This is a genomic window from Neobacillus sp. K501, from assembly GCF_053749995.1.
In genome coordinates this window covers 257,110-275,539 of the sequence record NZ_JBSLYA010000007.1, presented here as the reverse complement: position 1 = coordinate 275,539, position 18,430 = coordinate 257,110, and the positions used below count along the sequence as shown (strand labels likewise).

The 18,430-nt window shown below is 39.2% G+C and carries 22 protein-coding genes and 1 riboswitch; of the genes, 16 read left to right on the top strand and 6 right to left on the bottom strand.

Annotated features, from left to right (window positions below):
• Window positions 1-124: 124 nt before the first annotated feature.
• Window positions 125-355 carry a hypothetical protein gene (locus ACWM35_RS17145; RefSeq protein ID WP_454820052.1) on the top strand — a complete coding sequence of 77 codons (231 nt, stop codon included), beginning with the start codon at window positions 125-127 and terminating at the stop codon, window positions 353-355.
• 49 nt (window positions 356-404) lie between these two features.
• Here ACWM35_RS17145 and ACWM35_RS17140 read toward each other — a convergent pair whose 3' ends face one another.
• Window positions 405-911 carry a DoxX family membrane protein gene (locus tag ACWM35_RS17140; RefSeq protein ID WP_454820051.1) on the bottom strand — a complete coding sequence of 169 codons (507 nt, stop codon included), beginning with the start codon at window positions 909-911 and terminating at the stop codon, window positions 405-407.
• A gap of 154 nt (window positions 912-1,065) precedes the next feature.
• The gene (locus ACWM35_RS17135) at window positions 1,066-1,581 is read right to left on the bottom strand and encodes a DoxX family membrane protein (protein ID WP_454820050.1); all 516 of its coding nucleotides are present in this window, start codon (window positions 1,579-1,581) and stop codon (window positions 1,066-1,068) included.
• A gap of 260 nt (window positions 1,582-1,841) precedes the next feature.
• Here ACWM35_RS17135 and ACWM35_RS17130 point away from each other — a divergent pair, with 260 nt between their 5' ends.
• From ACWM35_RS17130 to ACWM35_RS17120, 3 genes are all read left to right on the top strand, one after another.
• The gene (locus ACWM35_RS17130) at window positions 1,842-2,516 is read left to right on the top strand and encodes an MBL fold metallo-hydrolase (protein ID WP_454820097.1); all 675 of its coding nucleotides are present in this window, start codon (window positions 1,842-1,844) and stop codon (window positions 2,514-2,516) included.
• A 3-nt stretch (window positions 2,517-2,519) separates the two neighbouring features.
• Window positions 2,520-3,089, top strand: a complete 570-nt coding sequence (locus tag ACWM35_RS17125) for a TetR-like C-terminal domain-containing protein (RefSeq protein ID WP_454820049.1) — start codon at window positions 2,520-2,522, stop codon at window positions 3,087-3,089.
• A gap of 115 nt (window positions 3,090-3,204) precedes the next feature.
• Window positions 3,205-3,813, top strand: a complete 609-nt coding sequence (locus tag ACWM35_RS17120) for an exonuclease domain-containing protein (protein WP_454820048.1) — start codon at window positions 3,205-3,207, stop codon at window positions 3,811-3,813.
• Window positions 3,814-3,922: 109 nt separating this feature from the next.
• Here ACWM35_RS17120 and ACWM35_RS17115 read toward each other — a convergent pair whose 3' ends face one another.
• Together ACWM35_RS17115 and ACWM35_RS17110 are read right to left on the bottom strand one after the other, a co-directional pair.
• Window positions 3,923-4,462, bottom strand: coding sequence for a DinB family protein (locus ACWM35_RS17115; RefSeq protein ID WP_454820096.1), 540 nt, complete (start codon window positions 4,460-4,462; stop codon window positions 3,923-3,925).
• Between the two features lie 212 nt (window positions 4,463-4,674).
• The gene (locus tag ACWM35_RS17110) at window positions 4,675-5,673 is read right to left on the bottom strand and encodes an ROK family protein (RefSeq protein WP_454820047.1); all 999 of its coding nucleotides are present in this window, start codon (window positions 5,671-5,673) and stop codon (window positions 4,675-4,677) included.
• A 234-nt stretch (window positions 5,674-5,907) separates the two neighbouring features.
• On the opposite strand from ACWM35_RS17110, the gene ACWM35_RS17105 reads away from it, so the two are divergent.
• Together ACWM35_RS17105 and gndA are read left to right on the top strand one after the other, a co-directional pair.
• A complete protein-coding gene (locus ACWM35_RS17105; RefSeq protein WP_454820095.1) occupies window positions 5,908-6,054 on the top strand; it encodes a glycoside hydrolase family 2 TIM barrel-domain containing protein in 147 nt (48 codons plus the stop codon).
• A gap of 286 nt (window positions 6,055-6,340) precedes the next feature.
• Window positions 6,341-7,756, top strand: coding sequence for an NADP-dependent phosphogluconate dehydrogenase (gene gndA / locus ACWM35_RS17100; protein ID WP_454820046.1), 1,416 nt, complete (start codon window positions 6,341-6,343; stop codon window positions 7,754-7,756).
• Window positions 7,757-7,797: 41 nt separating this feature from the next.
• On the opposite strand, the gene ACWM35_RS17095 is transcribed toward gndA, so the two are convergent.
• Window positions 7,798-8,283, bottom strand: coding sequence for a QueT transporter family protein (locus ACWM35_RS17095; RefSeq protein WP_454820045.1), 486 nt, complete (start codon window positions 8,281-8,283; stop codon window positions 7,798-7,800).
• A gap of 9 nt (window positions 8,284-8,292) precedes the next feature.
• A riboswitch (PreQ1 riboswitch) is annotated at window positions 8,293-8,337 on the bottom strand.
• Between the two features lie 120 nt (window positions 8,338-8,457).
• Here ACWM35_RS17095 and ACWM35_RS17090 point away from each other — a divergent pair.
• The 6 genes from ACWM35_RS17090 to ACWM35_RS17065 all read left to right on the top strand — a co-directional run bounded on the left by ACWM35_RS17090 (window position 8,458) and on the right by ACWM35_RS17065 (window position 12,768).
• Window positions 8,458-8,952: a hypothetical protein gene (locus tag ACWM35_RS17090; protein ID WP_454820044.1), complete on the top strand. Its 495-nt coding sequence runs from the start codon at window positions 8,458-8,460 to the stop codon at window positions 8,950-8,952.
• Window positions 8,953-9,120: 168 nt separating this feature from the next.
• Window positions 9,121-9,975, top strand: coding sequence for an energy-coupling factor transporter ATPase (locus ACWM35_RS17085; protein ID WP_454820094.1), 855 nt, complete (start codon window positions 9,121-9,123; stop codon window positions 9,973-9,975).
• A gap of 13 nt (window positions 9,976-9,988) precedes the next feature.
• Window positions 9,989-10,876 carry an energy-coupling factor transporter ATPase gene (locus ACWM35_RS17080; RefSeq protein ID WP_454820043.1) on the top strand — a complete coding sequence of 296 codons (888 nt, stop codon included), beginning with the start codon at window positions 9,989-9,991 and terminating at the stop codon, window positions 10,874-10,876.
• A complete protein-coding gene (locus ACWM35_RS17075; protein ID WP_454820042.1) occupies window positions 10,869-11,711 on the top strand; it encodes an energy-coupling factor transporter transmembrane component T family protein in 843 nt (280 codons plus the stop codon). Before ACWM35_RS17080 ends, ACWM35_RS17075 begins: the two co-directional genes overlap by 8 nt.
• Before the next feature lie 12 nt (window positions 11,712-11,723).
• Complete coding sequence (locus ACWM35_RS17070; RefSeq protein ID WP_454820041.1) at window positions 11,724-12,275, top strand: ECF transporter S component; 552 nt, start codon at window positions 11,724-11,726, stop codon at window positions 12,273-12,275.
• A gap of 100 nt (window positions 12,276-12,375) precedes the next feature.
• A complete protein-coding gene (locus tag ACWM35_RS17065) occupies window positions 12,376-12,768 on the top strand; it encodes a globin domain-containing protein (RefSeq protein ID WP_454820040.1) in 393 nt (130 codons plus the stop codon).
• Between the two features lie 114 nt (window positions 12,769-12,882).
• On the opposite strand, the gene ACWM35_RS17060 is transcribed toward ACWM35_RS17065, so the two are convergent.
• Window positions 12,883-13,638, bottom strand: a complete 756-nt coding sequence (locus tag ACWM35_RS17060) for an SDR family oxidoreductase (RefSeq protein ID WP_454820093.1) — start codon at window positions 13,636-13,638, stop codon at window positions 12,883-12,885.
• A 408-nt stretch (window positions 13,639-14,046) separates the two neighbouring features.
• Between ACWM35_RS17060 and ACWM35_RS17055 the strand changes: the two genes are divergently transcribed.
• The 4 genes from ACWM35_RS17055 (at window position 14,047) to ACWM35_RS17040 (ending at window position 18,355) form a co-directional block, all read left to right on the top strand.
• Complete coding sequence (locus tag ACWM35_RS17055; protein WP_454820039.1) at window positions 14,047-15,342, top strand: ABC transporter substrate-binding protein; 1,296 nt, start codon at window positions 14,047-14,049, stop codon at window positions 15,340-15,342.
• Window positions 15,343-15,521: 179 nt separating this feature from the next.
• On the top strand, window positions 15,522-16,382 hold the full coding sequence (locus ACWM35_RS17050) for a carbohydrate ABC transporter permease (protein WP_454820038.1): 861 nt from the start codon (window positions 15,522-15,524) through the stop codon (window positions 16,380-16,382).
• The gene (locus ACWM35_RS17045) at window positions 16,382-17,200 is read left to right on the top strand and encodes a carbohydrate ABC transporter permease (RefSeq protein ID WP_454820037.1); all 819 of its coding nucleotides are present in this window, start codon (window positions 16,382-16,384) and stop codon (window positions 17,198-17,200) included. The genes ACWM35_RS17050 and ACWM35_RS17045 overlap by 1 nt, the downstream gene beginning before the upstream one ends.
• Before the next feature lie 114 nt (window positions 17,201-17,314).
• Window positions 17,315-18,355, top strand: a complete 1,041-nt coding sequence (locus tag ACWM35_RS17040; protein WP_454820036.1) for a LacI family DNA-binding transcriptional regulator — start codon at window positions 17,315-17,317, stop codon at window positions 18,353-18,355.
• Window positions 18,356-18,430: the final 75 nt, after the last annotated feature.

Below are 18,430 nucleotides of genomic sequence, written 5' to 3'. Positions count from 1 at the left end.
GTTCATTTTGGTTGTGGTTTTTCATTCAATTGGAATATAATAGGAATATAGATGTTCACAAAAATGTCACTATTTATCGTTAGAAGATATTACGAGCCTAATAGAAGCTTATGGAGGGGAAAAAATGATTAGGATGGCTGTAGCTAGTGTACTTGGGTTTGTATTAATTTTTATAGAATCAATGATTGTCATTAAGTTAAAAGGATATCATGGTATCGATTTTGGAGGCTTGGCACCATTCCTAAACGTTTGGGCAATGAATTTTTTCCTCGTCTACTGCATACTTACACAAGTAACAAATTGGTACCAAGAACGAACTGGTTTTGAAAGCAGTGAAGAAGATAATATTTATTAAAAACATAAAATACCTCCTCAATCACAATCGATTGAGGAGGTTTCTTTTGTTATACATGATGCTTTATCGTGTTATCTTTCATGACGGTTTTGCGGATGTATGGAGCTACCCAACGGTCTAAACCGTAACGGCCAGCGTTGTAACCTGCTGCCAAGATGATGAAGCCTAAGAAGATGTCAGTTGGGTTATGAGATACGGTTCCTGCCAGGAAGAAGCTGAAGTTCATCACTAAACCAAAGAACATTGCTGCAGTTGTTAAGCATCCTAATAATAGTCCTAAACCTACTAGCGTTTCACCCCAAGGAATAATGAAGTTGAATACATCAGCATTTGGAATCGCAAAGTTTTCTAGGAAACTTACATACCAGCTGTAGACCATATTTCCATCTGGACCTTTTACTGGGTTACCAACGGCACCCTTTAAAAATCCTGTCGCGTCGAAGCCACCTGTAATTTTATGAAAACCTGCTGTGAACCAAGCATATCCAAGATATAAACGAATAACGGTTAAAATAGCTGCAGAGATCTTATTTTCTCTTAAAAATTTGTTAAACATAATCCATTCCGCCTTTCGAAAAATTATTTGTTTTTGTTACTTTTACTATATTAGATACAAAGTTTTATTAACATGGGCAGGGTGTTAAGTTCAAAGTTTGTTCGAAATGTTTTGACAAGTATTTGAACAGCTTTATCATATTTCACAGTTGTCGTTAGGCAGTTGCTTTTCCGTTGTCAGTGACACGGTTTGTTTTCATTGTTTTACGAATGTATGGAACCACCCAGCGATCTAAGCCGAACCGTCCAGCGTTGTAACCTGCAGTCAAGATGATGAAGCCTAAGAAAATATCGGTTGGGTTATGAGATACAGTTCCAGCCAGGAAGAATGAAAAATTCATTACTAAACCAAAGAACATCGCAGCAGTTGTTAAACAACCTAAGAGAAGTCCTAAACCGATAAGTGTTTCGCCCCATGGAACGATAAAGTTGAATACATCGATATTTGGTAAAGCAAAGTTTTCTAAGAAGCTTACATACCAGCTGTAGACCATATTTCCATCTGGGCCTTTTACTGGGTTAGCGATTGCACCTTTTAAGAATCCTGCAGCATCGAAGCCACCTGTGATTTTATGAAAACCTGCTGTGAACCAAGAATATCCAAGGTATAAACGAAGGACAGTAAGGATACCAGCGGCAACTTTATTTTCTCTTAACCAATTTGCAAGCATTTTTAAGCATCTCCTTGTAAGATATGTTTGTTATCTTTATTACACTCTTAATATAACAAATTAATCTTGAATTGAGGATAGATTGTTCACTGTTTCACAATTTCGCAATAAAGATTTGAACAAATTATTAACGTGTGATTTTTTTCCAAAACCACTTGATAAAACTAATTATATTAGTTAAAATAAAACTAACTATATTAGTTAAGGGGATGATCACTGTGAGAGTGATTAAAAACGGATTTTTGTATCAAGTGACATTTATGCCTAATGTGTTTCCGGTGAATTGTTATTTAGTGGAGGAAGAGGATTGTTTGACCTTGATTGATGCTGCACTGCCTTATAGTGTGAAGGGGATATTTAAGGCAGCGGCAGAGATTGGAAAGCCGATTACAAAGATTGTTTTGACTCATGCACATGACGATCATGTTGGTGCACTTGATGCCATCAAGGAAGAACTTCCTGATGTGCCCGTTTATATATCTATTCGTGATCACAGACTGATGAGTGGTGACGTTTCACTTGATCCGCATGAACACCAAACCCCAATAAAGGGCGGCGTTCCGAAAAAGCTAAAGACAAGAGCCAATGTTTTATTGAAGGAAGGAGATCTTGTCGGCTCATTAGAGGTGATTGAAACTCCAGGCCATACCCCAGGATCGATTTCATTTTTGGATAGTCGGACAAAGACGTTGATCGCTGGCGACTCTTTTCAAACAAGGGGTGGAATTGCGGTATCAGGGGATATGAAGCCGTTGTTTCCCTTCCCCGCTTTCGCTACTTGGAGTAAGAACATTGCTCTTGATAGTGCCAAGAAGCTTGTGAATTACCGACCAAAGCTGCTTGCTGTAGGTCATGGAGAAATGGTTGAAAATCCTGTGAAAGTAATGGAACAGGCGATAATAAACATCGAGCAAAAATTGAATAAAGGAGTATAGAGGATGTCACCAAGACCTAAGGTAGCACTCGAAATTTCAACAATACTAGAAGTAGCTGGCGAGATTGCCGATGATTTTGGAATGCAAGAAGTAACATTGGCAAACCTGGCAAAAAAACTAGGAATCCGTCCACCATCATTATATAACCATTTTGATGGGCTCGGGGGTTTAAGAAAGAAACTTGCGATATATGGTCTAGAACGACTTTATGAGGAATTAGCCCATGCAGCAATTGGAGTGTCAGGAGAGGAGGCTGTTTTAGCGATTAGTAAGGCCTATGTCAACTTTGCCCGCAAACACCCCGGAATTTATGAGGCGACTTTGATGGCACCTGATTCAGGGGATGAAGAGGTTCAACAACATAGTGTTAGAGTAGTAGATCTAGTTGTCCGTGTGCTGCATGCCTTTGACTTAGATGGCGACAGAGCCTTCCACGCGGTAAGAGGACTTCGCAGCATTCTGCATGGCTTTTCCTCATTAGAACAGCGGGGCGGATTTAAAATGTCATTGGATATCGATGAAAGTTTTTTGATCATTATTAAAGCGTACATGAAAGGAATTAGGGAAAGCTAGATTCTCATGTTTCTCTTTCAAAAATTACCATTATTGAGGCTCGTCCGTTGACGAGTCTATTTTTATTGAAAATGTTATAATGGTAGTAATATTTTTTATCAAAGGAATGAAGAGGATGCGGAACATAGAGAAATTTGGTTTGGTATTGGACGTAGAAACAACAGGGTTAGGGCCAACAACCGATGAAGTTATCGAATTGGCGTTGAAGTTATTTTTATACGATGGGGACACAGGAGAGGTCAAAGAAATAATCGAGGAAGATTCCTTTCTTCGTGAGCCGATTTCAAGTTCCGCACGAAGAAACTATGACCGTGCCTATCAAGTTCATGGAATTCCCTATGAATTAGTAGAAGGAAAAAGCTTTTATGATGTGAAAATTAAAACCTATTTCCATCGTGCGGATTCAGTCTTTGCTCACAATGCTTCCTTTGACCGCAGCTTTCTTTACCATATGTATCCGGAAGTAAATGAACTAAAGTGGTATTGTACAATGAGAGGAGTAAAATGGAAGAATTACGGTTTCCCAAACGGTAAACTTCTCACACTCCTACAAGCTCATGATATTACGAACTATCAAACACACCGAGCACTTGACGATATTACATACCTAATGGACTTGCTCAAGAAAACAAGCCCCAAAGGAAACTTCTATCTTCAAGAAGTACTCGAAAATGGCCCCATGAGAAAATATCAGCCAACAGCGGCTAGAACCAAAATGGGCTAAAAAGAAAAGACATACAGTTTAATGATTGTATGTCTTATTTTTTTCTTTTACTGTCCGCCTGAGGTGGACAGTGTCCACGAGCGGTGACAGGCACCACTATCGACACCATTTATTTGTTTAAGTATCTTTCTTTTACGATGTTGCAGTGGTGCATTTGATGTCCAGCGATGATGTAGGCGATGGATCTGGTTGTGATTTCCATGCCGTTGGCGTTTCCTGTGGTTTCCCACGCTCCAATTGGAGTGTTTTGGATTTGGGTGATGGTGGCGTTTCGTGTTGTGATGAAGTCGTTGAGGATGTTTGCCATCGGGAGCTCGTTAGTTTGGGCTGCTGCTACATAATCGTTTTCGTTAAAGCCGGCTAAGGGTGTTTGATCACCACGGCTTACGCGAAGTAGACGGTAACTCATAATTCTCTCGGTATCGGTGATATGTCCAAGTACTTCTTTAATACTCCATTTTCCTGGCGCGTAGCGAAACAGTCCAGTTTCCTCCGAAATGCCTTCAAAAAGATTCACTGTCTGTTGAAGAGACTCTTTCAAAATCTCCACTAAATCTCCTTCAGGAACCAAGCTAACATATGGTTCATAGTAATGAGGATACTCCTTTTCTAATGGACGTTGAAGCATTTGATATTCCCCCTTGTTCATATTCAATAGCATTCCGCTAAGCTGATTCTATAGAAAATCCTACATTTTCAGCCTTAGAATAATCCTAACATAATTGACATCAGACTATCACCTTAGAGAATTCGAGACCTTTCATAATAGGTTCCGCTCCAGGCACTCCGCTTTCAGTCCCCAATAAAAAATCCGCTTCAAATCTCGGAGCGGATTTTTACTATCGTAAACGGTTTCAATTCCTAGTGGTTTTCATAAGGTAAATTTAGCATTGAAATATCAAGGAAACGTTGGACTGCTAGTGCACAGGCGCCCAGGACACATGATTTTTTCCCAATTGAGGATATCGACAATTCTCGGTAATGGCTAATCGAAGAGTGTAAATTCTTTTTAATTTTATCGAGGGCCTGAGGATACATACGCAGCAGTTCACTATCGAGGACGAGCACTTCTGGATTGTACATATTAATCATATTATTTAACTCAATCGAGAGATAGTAAATAAATTGTTCCATTAATTCATGAATTTCCGTATCACCATCATTGAACCATCGCTGAAAGTCTTCGTAGCTTAGATTCTTCAATTGTCTTTTCTCAGATAGATATTCAAACAGGCTAGATTCCGAAGCGTATTTCCCCCAGCAGCCTTTATTACCACATTTGCAGGATCTGCCATCAGGGACAACAATCATATGTCCAATTTCCCCAGCAAAGCCGTCATGACCGCGGAAGAATTCATCTTTCATCATTATTCCAAGACCGATACCAGAATAGAAAGTAGCACATAACAGATGATCTGTTTCATGATGGAAAAATACCCGCTCAGCAAAGGAACTTAAGTTGGCGTTGTTTTCAAGGTGGACATCGATTCCAATTTCTTTTTCGAGATCGGTTTTTAAATGAATCTTATGCCAACTAAAACGAGGTACATAATGAATCACCTCGTCTTTTGAAACAAGTCCATGGATCGCGATTACGATCCCGATAATTCCATAGCGGCTGTCGATGTACTCTTCTTTGAATTTTGTTATTTGTTCTAATAGTATGTGAAGAATCTCTGAATAATCTGTGGTGTTTATATTAATTGTCGTTGAAGTTACAGGGCGACAGAGTAAATTCGATAAGGTAAAGGAAATTTGACCATAATCAAGATCAATTCCTAATGCATATCCGGCCTGTCCGTTTAACGAGAGCATAATCGGCTTCCTGCCGACTGTAAAGTGTTCTAATTGAGTTTCCACGATAAGTCCATCTTCTAGTAAGTCCGCCACCTGTGCGGAGATCGTTGCTCTAGTCAGGGCTGTAACCTTGGATAATCCGCCCTTGAAATCAGTCCTTCTTTGACAATTTCTCTAAGGATTAAAGAGCGGTTTATTTTTTTTATATAAGCCGCATCACCTGTTATCATTCAAATCCTCCATTTCCGGCACTACTATAAGTATTCCTATTATATCAGTTTTTTAGAAAAGGGCTAAATAGCGAATTTTCATAGACTCTTATGGAAAGAACTAAGAACGTTTGAACACAATCAGGAAATTATTAAAGAGCTTATTGCCCGCAATAAAAAACATACATCTGTTGTGATGTGGAGTGTTGTGAACGAACCTGCTTCAGAAGAATAAGACGCGTATATTTACTTTAAGCCGTTAATTGAGCTGATGTTAGAATTGGATCCACAAAAATGCCCCGTCACACTTGTTACCCACTTAAGGGCTATTCCTTAAAAAGATTAAGTAGCCGAATTAATTGATGTTCTTGCTTTAAAGCGTTACTATGGATGATATATTGATGGCGGAGACCTGGATGTTACAAAGGCGAAACTGCGAGAATTACGTAGACGCTGGAGCGAAATTCCCGATTTTCATTATAAGGGATAATGGTCTTTGATTAATGAAAGGAGAGACTAAAATGTCTAAAAAACAAATAGGTGTAGTTGGATTAGCTGTAATGGGGAAAAACCTTGCTTTAAATATTGAAAGCAGAGGTTATTCTGTTGCCGTATTTAACCGTTCTTATGATAAAACGGAAGAGTTTTTAAAGAATGAAGCAGAAGGTAAGAATTTTGTTGGAGCTCGTACAATTGAAGAATTTGTTTCTTCATTAGAAAAACCGCGCAAAATCCTTTTGATGGTGAAAGCAGGGACTGCTACAGATGCGACCATCGATTCCTTAAAGCCATATCTTGAGGAAGGGGATATTCTGATTGATGGAGGAAATACGTTCTTCCAAGATACGATCCGCCGCAACAAGGAGCTTGAAACAGCTGGATTCCATTTCATCGGCACAGGCGTTTCTGGTGGAGAAGAAGGGGCGTTAAAAGGCCCAGCGATCATGCCAGGCGGAAAGAAAGAAGCTTATGAGCTTGTCCAGCCAATTTTAGAAGCGATATCAGCAAAAGTTGAAGGTGACCCATGCTGTACGTATATTGGACCAAATGGGGCCGGTCATTATGTGAAAATGGTTCATAATGGTATTGAGTATGGCGATATGCAATTAATTTCTGAGGCCTATTTTATTTTGAAAAATGTGCTGGGATTAAATGCAGAGGAGCTTCATCAAGTATTCGCGGAATGGAATAAAGGAGAACTAGACAGTTACCTAATTGAAATTACAGCGGATATTTTTACAAAAGTCGATGAAGAAACAGGAAAGCCAATGGTTGACTTGATTCTTGATACAGCCGGTCAAAAAGGTACAGGTAAGTGGACAAGCCAAAATGCCTTAGATTTAGGTGTGCCGCTGCCAATCATCACCGAATCTGTTTTTGCCCGCTTTATCTCAGCGATGAAAGAAGAACGTGTAAAAGCTAGTAAAGTTTTAACTGGACCTGAGGCGAAGCCATTTGAAGGCAATAAAGAAGAATTGATTGAGGCGGTTCGTAAGGCATTGTATATGAGTAAAATTTGTTCTTACGCACAAGGCTTTGCGCAAATGCGTGCAGCATCAGAGGAGTACGATTGGAATCTTCGCTACGGGGATATTGCGATGATTTTCCGCGGCGGCTGTATCATTCGTGCCCAATTCCTGCAAAAAATTAAAGAAGCTTATGATGGTAATCCAGAATTAGCAAACCTATTATTAGATCCTTACTTTAAGGAAATTGTTGAGGGCTATCAGTCAGCGCTTCGTCAAGTTCTATCGTTAGCAATTGAACGGGGAATTCCGGTTCCATCCTTTGCAAGTGCGATTGCCTACTATGACAGTTATCGGACAGAAACCCTTCCAGCAAACCTATTGCAGGCACAGCGTGACTATTTTGGCGCTCATACCTATCAACGTGTAGATAAAGAAGGGATTTTCCACACGAATTGGATGGAAAAATAAAAAAAGAGCTGATGCTTAAAACTAAGCATCAGCTCTTTTGCTTATACCATTTTTTCAAAGTTAACGCGTTTGTTTACAAAATACATAATTGGCATTCCGACGGCCATTACGACAAATTCACCAGCAGCCACAGTTAACCAGGTAAATAAGAATGGCAATTCAAAGGCTAGGTTTAATTCAAGCGCGATGATAAACATCGTAACTGTAAAAACAACTGTATTGACGATCATTCGTTTCCATATCCCTTTGATATAGCGAGCCGAAATAATGGTAATTGATAAGGCAATCAAAGATTGGCCAACCCCAAAAATAAGGTCATAGGCAACCATGGGTGAAAAGAATAGATTCGTTAAAAATACACCTAAAATAATACCGAATAAATATTTTTTGTTAAATACGATGAGATGGTTAAACATCTCGGATACTCGGAATTGGACATTGGTGAAACCAAATGGAGCGATTAAGGCTGAAACAGCAATATATAACGCTGCCAAGATTCCATTCCCTACAATGGTTTTAATATTCATCTTTCTATACTCTCCTTAGTTTTTTTTCGTGGGAGGATCTCGAACCACGTAAATGATCACAAAATAAAATTTTATCATCTGAAAATAAAGGTAGTCAATAAAAATATTAATAGGTATAAGTTGGATAATATTTAAGGATTTGGTCATTCTAAAAATAAAAAGGATGTCCAATAGATGGAAAATAATAAAAGGTTTTTATTAGCAATGATGTTACTACCGTGGCTGACGTTTCCGTTTTTGGGAAAAAAGGCAGTGAAGAGATTTTCCATTACGAGCTTGTTCATTGGCGTGGTGGTAGTGATAGAAAGCCTGATCGCACATAAAAGAGGTTGGTGGCGTATCTATGAGAGACTTCATCCAAAGATAATGGGGGAACTGCCTTTTATCGTTGGACCCTTTTATATTGGGGCAATCTGGATTTTGAAATTTACCTTTGGCAAGTTTCTTCGCTATTCTTTTCTCAATCTGGGGATAGATACCTTTCATATCTATGTTTTTGTAAAATGGTTAAAAAGTATGGGTATTGTTTCTTTAATCCGACTTAAAAACTATCAGGCATTAATGATGTTAACCTTTAATGCTTTGATTATGTATGGATTTCAGTTGCTGATTGATAAAAAGGTAAATCCAAAAAGACCTACAACAGTATTAAAAAGAATTTTCTCATAAATAGTAAAACCACTAGTCGAAAAATAGTGGTTTTCTTTATGTCAAAATTTGACCTTTTTCCCGATTCCATAAATAATAGTTTTCAGGGGTTCTCGAGGGAAAATATTAAATTATTTATAGGGTTGTGCAACTTTCAGAATATTACTAAAATAATAAGTGAAAAGGAGGATAAAAATGGAACCAATCATTCGTTCAGACAATGTTTCATTTTCTTATAAAATCAATGAAAAAACTTCCGTATCGGTTCTTAAAGATGTTTCCTTTTCTATCTTCCCAGGAGAATATGTAGCCATAATCGGTCATAACGGGTCAGGTAAGTCGACATTATCCAAACATTTAAACGGTCTTTTGACACCGGGCTCAGGAGATGTCTGGGTCAATGGCTTCAATACGAAGGATGAAAGCAAGAAATTAAATATCCGTAAAACAGTGGGAATGGTGTTTCAACATCCAGATAACCAGATTGTGGCGACGATTGTCGAAGAGGATGTCGCCTTCGGGTTAGAAAATATCGGAGTTCCTCGCGCGGAAATGAAAACGAGGATTGACGAAGCGCTTAAGCTTGTAAAAATGTCGGAATTTCGAAAAAGACCACCGCATCATTTGTCGGGAGGACAGAAGCAGCGGGTGGCAATTGCCGGGGTATTAGCGATGCGGCCTGATTGTATTGTCTTTGATGAAGCCACAAGTATGCTGGACAGCTTTGGCAGGCAAGAGGTCCTTCAGGTAATGAGCAAAATGAATCAAATGGGGATGACGATTATTACCGTTACCCATCGGATGTCGGAAGCGGCGGAAGCGGACCGAATTATCGTGGTCGAGGACGGTCAAATTGTGATGGACGGACCACCGCGAGAAATTTTTAAACATAAGCAAAGACTTGAGGACCTGCAGCTAGATGTACCAGAAGTAAGCCAAATGGCGGAACATATTCATAAACAATTTACTGATTTTTCAAGAGAGGTGATCAAGGAAGAGGAGCTTATCTCGGAAATCAAGAAATTTACGAAAGTTAAGACATAGGTAGGTGATTGAAATGCCGGATACAAATAGAATTATAGAAGTAAAGAACCTATCCCATACATATATGAAAGGAACGCCGATGGAACATGTTGCTTTAAAAGGGACAGACATGTACATCGAGGAAGGGGAATGCATAGCGATTATTGGCCACACCGGTTCTGGGAAATCAACATTGATTCAGCATTTCAATGGTTTGATAAGGCCGGAATCTGGGACTGTAGTCATCGACGGCGGGGATTTATCACAGAAAAAGCTTGATATGAAAAATCTCAGAAGGAAAGTAGGGCTGGTATTCCAAAACCCTGAGGATCAAATCTTTGAAAAACTCATCGGTGATGATATTGCTTATGGTCCGTTCAAATTAGGCTTGCCTTTGAAGGAAGTTCGGGAGCGAGTGAAATGGGCAATGGAGGTTGTCGGTTTGGATTTTGAAGAAATGAAAGACAGACAAACCTTCGCTTTAAGCGGCGGACAGAAGCGGAAAGTTGCCTTAGCTGGCATTTTAGCCTTGAAGCCTAAGATTCTCGTTCTCGATGAACCAACTGCGGGTCTCGATCCACGATCGCGTAATGAATTACTTGATAAGATAAAGTACCTCAACAAAGAGGAGAAATTAACGGTTGTGTTTGTGTCGCACAATATGGAAGAAGTAACCTATTTGGCTGACCGGGTTTATGTCATGGCTGGGGGTACAAATGTGCTAACGGGCACCCCGAAAGAAATCTTTACCGACAAGGAAAAACTTCAACGATACCAAATTGGATCGCCGGAAACGGTTCAGGTTCTCTGCCGCCTAACGGATTTAGGATATGATGTTAATACCGCTGCTTTTACGGTAGAAGAAGCTTCGAACGAAATTATCAAGGTTCTTTCTTGTGATAAGGGGGAGAATCATGTCTAATGAATTTGATTTGTCACGGAATATTACGATTGGTCAATATGTTCCAACCGGTTCGTTTATTCATCAATTAGACCCAAGAGTTAAGCTGTTAAGCTTCACGATTCTTGTTGTAGCAATTGCCCTTAACACGAGTTATGTAGGAAATACCATTGGACTTTTACTCTCTATTTATTTATTCTGGGCTTCAAAAATTCCAATCAGCTATGGATTATCAGGTGTAAAACCGGCGATCCCATTTATCATCTTATTGGCGATTTTACAATTGCTTTTTCAAGGGGAGATATTTTCAGGCGGTACTGTCTACTTCGATTACGGTTTTATTTTGATTACGAGTGAAAGCATTAGGCTCGTGATTGTTTCGGCTGTTCGCTTTGTAGAAATTATTTTCCTAAGCAGCGTGCTGACGTTGTCGACTTCGACCACGGAACTTACTCACGCGATTCAAAGCCTGTTAAGTCCTTTGAAAAAAATCAAATTTCCTGTCCATGAAATTTCTTTGATTGTGACGATTGCCATCCGATTTGTGCCCACCTTTGCCATCGAGATGGAGAAAATGATGAAGGCACAGGCATCAAGAGGAGCAGATTTCGGCTCAGGCAGCTGGTGGAGAATTATTCAGCGGACAAAGGATATGCTCCCGATTATCATTCCTTTATTCAATATTGCTTTATCGAGGGCGGAGGACTTGATTCTCGCAATGGAGTCGCGCTGCTACACGCCGGGAAATGACCGAAGTGCCTTCTCTATTTATAAGGCACTTGGCCGCGATTATCTCGTTTTACTCATTGGTTTACTCATTTCAGCATTATTACTGTTTTATCCATTTCCTTATTAAGGGGGAGAAAGAATGAAGAACTCATTAACGGTTCGTAATATTGTGATTGCAGGTGTACTAGGGGCTGTAGCCATCCTGCTGGGCGTCACTCGGTTAGGTTATATTCCAGTTCCAACAGCAGCAGGAAATGCAACGATTATGCATATTCCTGCCATTATCGGCGGAATCATGCAGGGGCCAGTGGTTGGATTTATTGTCGGACTTATCTTTGGTATTTCATCCTTTTTAAATGCAACAGTGCCACTATTCAAGGACCCATTAGTTGCGATCTTACCGCGTCTGTTTATCGGGGTTGTCGCTTGGCTCGTGTACGTCGGTATCCGTCGAAAAAGTGAATATCTTGCTGTTGGTGCAGCTGCATTTTTAGGAACATTTACAAATACGGTGCTAGTGTTAACGATGGCTGTTATCAGAAACTACTTAACGCCAGAAGTGGCCTGGACCATCGCTTTGACGAGCGGTATACCGGAAGCCATTGTTGGAACGATTGTCACGCTAGCGGTTGTTTTAGCTTGGAAACAAATCGGCAGAGGTAAAAAATCTAAAATCTCAGAGGACTTGTAATGAGTCGTCAATTTAATTTTTATATAAAGTGTGATTTATATCACGAAACCCCACACAAATTAACTTTATAATCAAAGGAAAATAAAAGGGGTGTGGGACAGTGGATTTCAAATTTAAGTCGCTTTATAGTGAAATTGGCGGGCAGGAGACAATTGACAAATTAGTCGATGCGTTTTACCCCCTTGTATATGCAGATCCAGAATTGAGACCATTGTTTGAAGGAGATATGGAGGAAATTAAGCGCAAGCAGCGCATGTTTTTACCGCAATTTTTAGGTGGACCGGCCCTTTACAGCCAGGAGTTCGGACCTCCGGCGATGCAGCAGCGCCATCTTCCGTTTGAAGTTACACCAAGACGTGCGGGGTGCTGGCTCCGCTGTATGAAGGAAGCCTTCCAGGAAATCGGTCTTTATGACCAACCAGCAGGCTTAGCTTTCTATGACCGATTAACTCAAGTGGCAGGTATTATGGTAAATAGCCCAGATAAAGATTAAAAGCAGAGTGGACTTGAATCCACTCTGCTTTTTACATCCTTAGGAAAGTAGCATTCGCGAGTAAATGTATAATTTTCGCGAGTAAAACCAAAAACTCTCAAAAATGAGTTCTCTTTAACCACGTAAAAACCCGCCCTCAGAATGGATAATCTGTCCGGTAATCCACTGTGCTTCATCACTTGCAAGGAATGCAATCAAGCGAGCAGCATCATCTGGTTTCCCAATCCGTCCGAATGGAAACTTTGGCAGTAATAACTGCTCAAGCTCCTCCGTCATCCATCCGGTGTCGGTTGGTCCAGGATTCACGGCGTTTACAGTTATTCCCAGCGGTGCAAGCTCTGCCGATAAGGTAAGGGTAAAAGCAGAAATTGCCCCTTTGGTTGCTGCGTAAGCAAGTTCACCAGGCATTGGTCCCTGTGCTTGACCTGATGTGAGATTGATGATTCTGCCAGTTGATTTTTCAGCATGTTGAAAGCGACGGGCAAATTCCACGCTTAATAGGAAAGTGGCTCTCATATTTACTGTGTAATGATCGTCAAGAGTTTTCGCATCTAAAACCAAATAACCATCTCTGTTTGAATGGGCTGCATTATTCACCAAAATCGTAGGTGTCCCCAAATCATCCTTTACAGAATCTAGTAATTTAACGTGAGCATTAGCGTCAGACAAATCTAGTTCCCGATTTGAACACCTAACGCCATATTCACGTAGTTGATCCTCAAACTGGCTTCTCCAGTCATTACTTGAACCCCAATGAGAAAAGAAAACATCTGCTCCCTCCGCTGCGAGCTGTTGACAAATAGCTCCTCCGATCCCTTTAGAATGACTTACTCCTGTTATCACTGCAATCTGTCCTTTGAGTTTCTTAATAGGAATCCCACCTTTTTTAACAATCATTTCCTTTATCATAAGCAATATAGCCTAATCATTTCCACTAAAAAACTTAGATTCAAGAATCTAAGTTTTTAACGATTTTATCTAGTAATCACAGCATTCTGGTGCGATTTGAGAGAAAAAACTGACTTTTTAAATTACAAATGTGAAAATTTATTGTTTTTTTATTTAATACTGTGGTAATATAAGTTCATTCACTTAGTGCAAACGTTTTCGAAACGAATTTAATAGGAATATTTTACGAGTTTTATATAGTATAACCAAAAATCTCAAAAATAAACCTATTTTGAAAGCGTTTACCCTACGTGCTTTCACACGGATTTATGCAAACGAATTCATTGTGAAAACTATTAAAAATTACTGTACTTAACAGGAGGAAAAGGTATGAAGAGTAAAAAGTTTTATGCAGGACTTCTCTCAACATTATTAGCTTCAAGCGTTGTACTAGGAGCATGTGGCGGCGCTGGCGATGATGAAAAAGCTGATTCAGGTGATAAGGTAACAGTTGACGTCTTCCAATTTAAGGTTGAGTTTAAAAATCAATTTGAAGACCTTGTTAAACAGTATGAAAAGGAAAACCCAGATGTTGATATAAATGTAAAAACTGTCGGTGGCGGTAATGACTATGGTGCATCTTTAAAATCTGCATTCTCTGCAGGCGATGAGCCAGACATTTTTAACGTAGGCGGACCATCTGATGTAGAAGACTATCGTGACTGGCTAGCGGATATGTCTGAAACAAAAGCAGCACAAGCAGCTTTAGAAGGCACACTTGATAGCGTTAAAGATGGTGAAGAAGTACTTGGATTACCATTCAACCAAGAAGGCTACGGATATATTTATAACAAGAAAGTGTTTAAAGAGGCTGGAATTGACCCAGCATCAATCAAAACTTATGATGATTTAGAAAAAGCGGTTAAAACGTTAGACAGCAAAAAGAAAGACTTAGGTCTTGATGCAGTATTTGCAACTGCTGCGAAAGAAACTTGGGTTATTGGTAACCATTTAGCAAACGTTTTCATGGCTCCTGATTTCAACCATAGTGTTCTTGAAGCGTACAATGCAAAATCTGCTCCATTTTCAAAGTCTGAAGAATTAAAGAGAATGCTTGACCTACAAGCTAAGTATTCTGTACAGCCTGTATTAAGCTTAGATTACTCTCAACAAGTTGAGCAATTATTCTCATTAGGTAAAGTGGCAATGATTCAACAAGGTAACTGGACATATAACTCTATCTACGATATCGATCCTGAATTTGCTGAAAAGAATATTAGTATGATTCCGATTCCAGTAGAGGGCTTTGAAGGAAAACTTCCTGTTGGTGTTCCAATGTATTGGGCTGTAAATAAGAAGTCTGATGAAAAAGTTGTACAAGCATCTAAGGACTTCTTAGACTGGATGTATACTTCTGATGCTGGTAAAAAAGCCGTTATGGAAGACTTTAAATTCATCCCTGCTTACGAAGGATATGACTCAGACAAAATTGCTGATCCACTATCACAAGAAATCTACAAGTATGCTTCTGAAGGAAATACAATTGGCTGGGTATTCTTAGGATCACCAATCGGTTGGCAAGAAGAAGTACTAGCTGTAAATATGCAGAAATATTTAAGCGGTGAAAGTTCTTGGGATGAAGCAGTTAAAAATGCTCAAGATTCATGGGAAAAATCCCGTAAGTAAACAAGTGATTTAGCTCCAAAGAGGGATAAAACTTTGAGTGTATTATTCCAAAGTGTTTGAACACGTTAGTAAAAGAAAGAGTAGCTAACGAAGCCGTTTCCTTTGCTTCGTTAGCTATTTTACCAACAGTATTAAAATATTTCCGGCTTTCTGTCGGGGAATGTATCGGGGGGTATTAGGTGAGAAATCGGGATATTTCATTTTGGATTTTTTTGACGCCGGTTCTTTTAAGTTTAGGCCTCGTGGTCATCATTCCATTACTTTATGGATTTGTCTATTCCTTCACCAACTGGAATGGTCTTCAGGCAACGGAGTTTCTAGGCTTTGCCAACTACATTGATTTATTCAAGGAAGAGGAATTTAGAGCATCACTTTGGTTTACGATTAAATTTGCTGTGGTATCGGTCATTTTACTTAATGTTTTAGGTATGGGGCTTGCCTTACTTGTAACGCAAGGTCTAAAGTCAAGCAATTTCTTACGTACAATCTTTTTCATGCCGAACTTAATCGGTGGGCTTATTCTAGGATTTATTTGGCAGTTTATTTTTGTCAGTGCCTTCAGCAGCCTCGGCGATGTACTGGGGATCGAAGCTTTAAAAGGCTGGTTATCGAATACAGAAACAGGCTTTTGGGGTCTTGTGATTCTTAATTGCTGGCAATGGGCTGGATACATTATGATCATTTACATTGCCTATTTGGAGAATATACCGAATGATTTACTAGAAGCTGCGGAAATTGATGGGGCGAACAGTTTTCAACGCTTTAAAAATATCATCTTCCCATTAGTTGCACCAGCGTTTACAGTTAGTATGTTTTTGACGGTATCACACTCCTTTAAAATATACGATCAAAACTTATCACTAACGGGTGGTGGACCGTTCAACTCCACACAAATGGTCGCGATGGAAATTTATAAAACGGCCTTTAATGAAAATCAAATGGCGTTTGCACAATCAAAGGGGATTGTCTTCCTAATTCTTGTCGCAGCGGTCGCGTTAACACAAACATATTATAATAAAAAACGGGAGGTCGACTTGTAATGAAAAAAAAGAAAGCTAGTCGCATATTACTTGAAATCTTCGGCCTTCTATTAGCTTTACTTTGGTTGTCACCGTTTTACTTAATGCTTGTTAATGCATTTAAGACGAAAAGAGAAATTTTTGCTGATGTCCTAGGGATGCCAAAGGAATTTACATCAGAGAACTTTGTTGAAGCCTTTGATCATTTAGATTTCATTAGTTCCCTAATCAATTCTTTAATCATTTCGATTTTAGGTGTTGGGGTTATCATTTTGTTCTCTTCTATGGCGGGTTATGCTTTGGCACGTAACAAAAGTAAATTGAGTGGGATTATCTTTTTCATATTTGTTGGTGCGATGCTGATTCCTTTCCAATCTGTCATGATTCCACTTGTTTCCATTTTTGGGCAAGCAGAAATGCTTAATCGTGTCGGTTTAATATTCATGTATTTAGGATTTGGAAGCAGTCTATCGATCTTCCTCTATCATGGAGCGATGACCGGTATTTCGGTTTCGTTAGATGAAGCAGCATATATTGATGGGGCAAATAAATTCCAAGTGTTCTGGCATATCATTTTCCCATTGCTAAAGCCAATTTCGGTTACGGTCGGAATCTTGAATGTTATCTGGATTTGGAATGACTTCTTATTACCATCGCTTGTATTAAAAGAAGAATCAGCGACCATTCCTTTGAAAATGTTCTTCTTCTTTGGTCAGTTTACAAAGCAGTGGCATTTAGCCTTAGCTGGATTAACAATCGCAATTATCCCAGTTATCATTGCTTATTTCTTTGCACAAAAACAAATTATTAAAGGTGTTTCCGAAGGTGCGGTTAAATAGTAGAATGAGGTTATAGACCATTGGGGACTGTATATGTTGTTCTAAATTGATAGAACAGCTTAGAGAGAATGTGAACCCTTTTCTATATAGAGCAAAATAAAGGGGAGAAGAGAAGTGTCAGTCACGATTAAGGATGTTGCCAAAAAAGCAAATGTAGCTCCCTCAACCGTTTCTCGAGTTATATCTGATAGTCCAAATATTAGTGAAAAAACGAAAAGAAAAGTTCGTAAGATTATGGAAGAAATGGGATTCCATCTTAATCTCAATGCCAGGTCTTTAGTACAAAGATCAGCACAAACGATTGGGATCGTCATGAAGAATTCGACAAGCCAATCTCTTCTAAATCCGGTTTTTCCCGAAGTGTTAAGTGGGATCAGTGCTCTTTGTCATAAGCAGGGCTATAGCATTTTGCTTTCCACTGGAGAATCCGAAGAAGAAATTTTTCAAGATACAGTAAAAATGGTTCAAGGGAAAAAAGTGGATGGTATTATTGTGATGTATTCTAAAAGGGATGATCAGGTCGTTCCCTTCCTAATGAAGTCCGGAATTCCTTTTGTTGTCATTGGAAAACCTGTATTCGATTCCAATCAAATGATGTATGTTGATAATGATAATTATCAAGCTTCAATAGATGCCACGAATTATCTTATTAATCTTGGTCATCAACGTATCGGTTTCATTGGTGGAGATCTTAGGTTTGAGGTCACAGAAGCAAGATTAAATGGATACTTGGCAGCGTTAAGAGAGAACGATTTGGAAATCCGAGATGGTTATATTAAGAACTTTCCGTATGATCGGGAGCAGGGAGCCAAAGCGATTGGTGAATTATTAGATTTAGCGGAACGCCCTACAGCATTTGTTGTCACAGATGATTTAAATGCGATCATTGCTTTGTTGGTGTTAAGAGAACGGAATATTAAAGTCCCAGAAGATGTGAGTATTTTGAGCTTTAATAATACGATGATTTCTAGATTATCGACCCCACCTTTGACATCGGTTAACATCCAAACCTATCAATTAGGATTTGAATCAGCTCGCTGCCTAATTGAGCAAATTAAAGACTCAACGGTAATTAATAAAAGAATCATCATTCCCGCAAATATTGTGGAAAGAGAATCATGTATCATGAAAGTACAGAAAGAAGTTTCTATTTAATAGAAAATAGAAACTTTAATGCAACAAAAAATGCAAACGTTTGCTCTAATCTACAAATCTTATATAGAAGGAGAT

Excerpts from the sequence above, each read along its gene's own strand:
- ACWM35_RS17145 (WP_454820052.1), top strand. The coding sequence starts at position 125 with ATGATTAGGATGGCTGTAGCTAGTGTACTTGGGTTTGTATTAATTTTT.
- ACWM35_RS17140 (WP_454820051.1), bottom strand. The coding sequence starts at position 911 with ATGTTTAACAAATTTTTAAGAGAAAATAAGATCTCTGCAGCTATTTTA.
- ACWM35_RS17135 (WP_454820050.1), bottom strand. The coding sequence starts at position 1,581 with ATGCTTGCAAATTGGTTAAGAGAAAATAAAGTTGCCGCTGGTATCCTT.
- ACWM35_RS17130 (WP_454820097.1), top strand. The coding sequence starts at position 1,842 with ATGCCTAATGTGTTTCCGGTGAATTGTTATTTAGTGGAGGAAGAGGAT.
- ACWM35_RS17125 (WP_454820049.1), top strand. The coding sequence starts at position 2,520 with ATGTCACCAAGACCTAAGGTAGCACTCGAAATTTCAACAATACTAGAA.
- ACWM35_RS17120 (WP_454820048.1), top strand. The coding sequence starts at position 3,205 with ATGCGGAACATAGAGAAATTTGGTTTGGTATTGGACGTAGAAACAACA.
- ACWM35_RS17115 (WP_454820096.1), bottom strand. The coding sequence starts at position 4,462 with ATGAACAAGGGGGAATATCAAATGCTTCAACGTCCATTAGAAAAGGAG.
- gndA (WP_454820046.1), top strand. The coding sequence starts at position 6,341 with ATGTCTAAAAAACAAATAGGTGTAGTTGGATTAGCTGTAATGGGGAAA.
- ACWM35_RS17095 (WP_454820045.1), bottom strand. The coding sequence starts at position 8,283 with ATGAATATTAAAACCATTGTAGGGAATGGAATCTTGGCAGCGTTATAT.
- ACWM35_RS17090 (WP_454820044.1), top strand. The coding sequence starts at position 8,458 with ATGGAAAATAATAAAAGGTTTTTATTAGCAATGATGTTACTACCGTGG.
- ACWM35_RS17080 (WP_454820043.1), top strand. The coding sequence starts at position 9,989 with ATGCCGGATACAAATAGAATTATAGAAGTAAAGAACCTATCCCATACA.
- ACWM35_RS17075 (WP_454820042.1), top strand. The coding sequence starts at position 10,869 with ATGTCTAATGAATTTGATTTGTCACGGAATATTACGATTGGTCAATAT.
- ACWM35_RS17070 (WP_454820041.1), top strand. The coding sequence starts at position 11,724 with ATGAAGAACTCATTAACGGTTCGTAATATTGTGATTGCAGGTGTACTA.
- ACWM35_RS17055 (WP_454820039.1), top strand. The coding sequence starts at position 14,047 with ATGAAGAGTAAAAAGTTTTATGCAGGACTTCTCTCAACATTATTAGCT.
- ACWM35_RS17045 (WP_454820037.1), top strand. The coding sequence starts at position 16,382 with ATGAAAAAAAAGAAAGCTAGTCGCATATTACTTGAAATCTTCGGCCTT.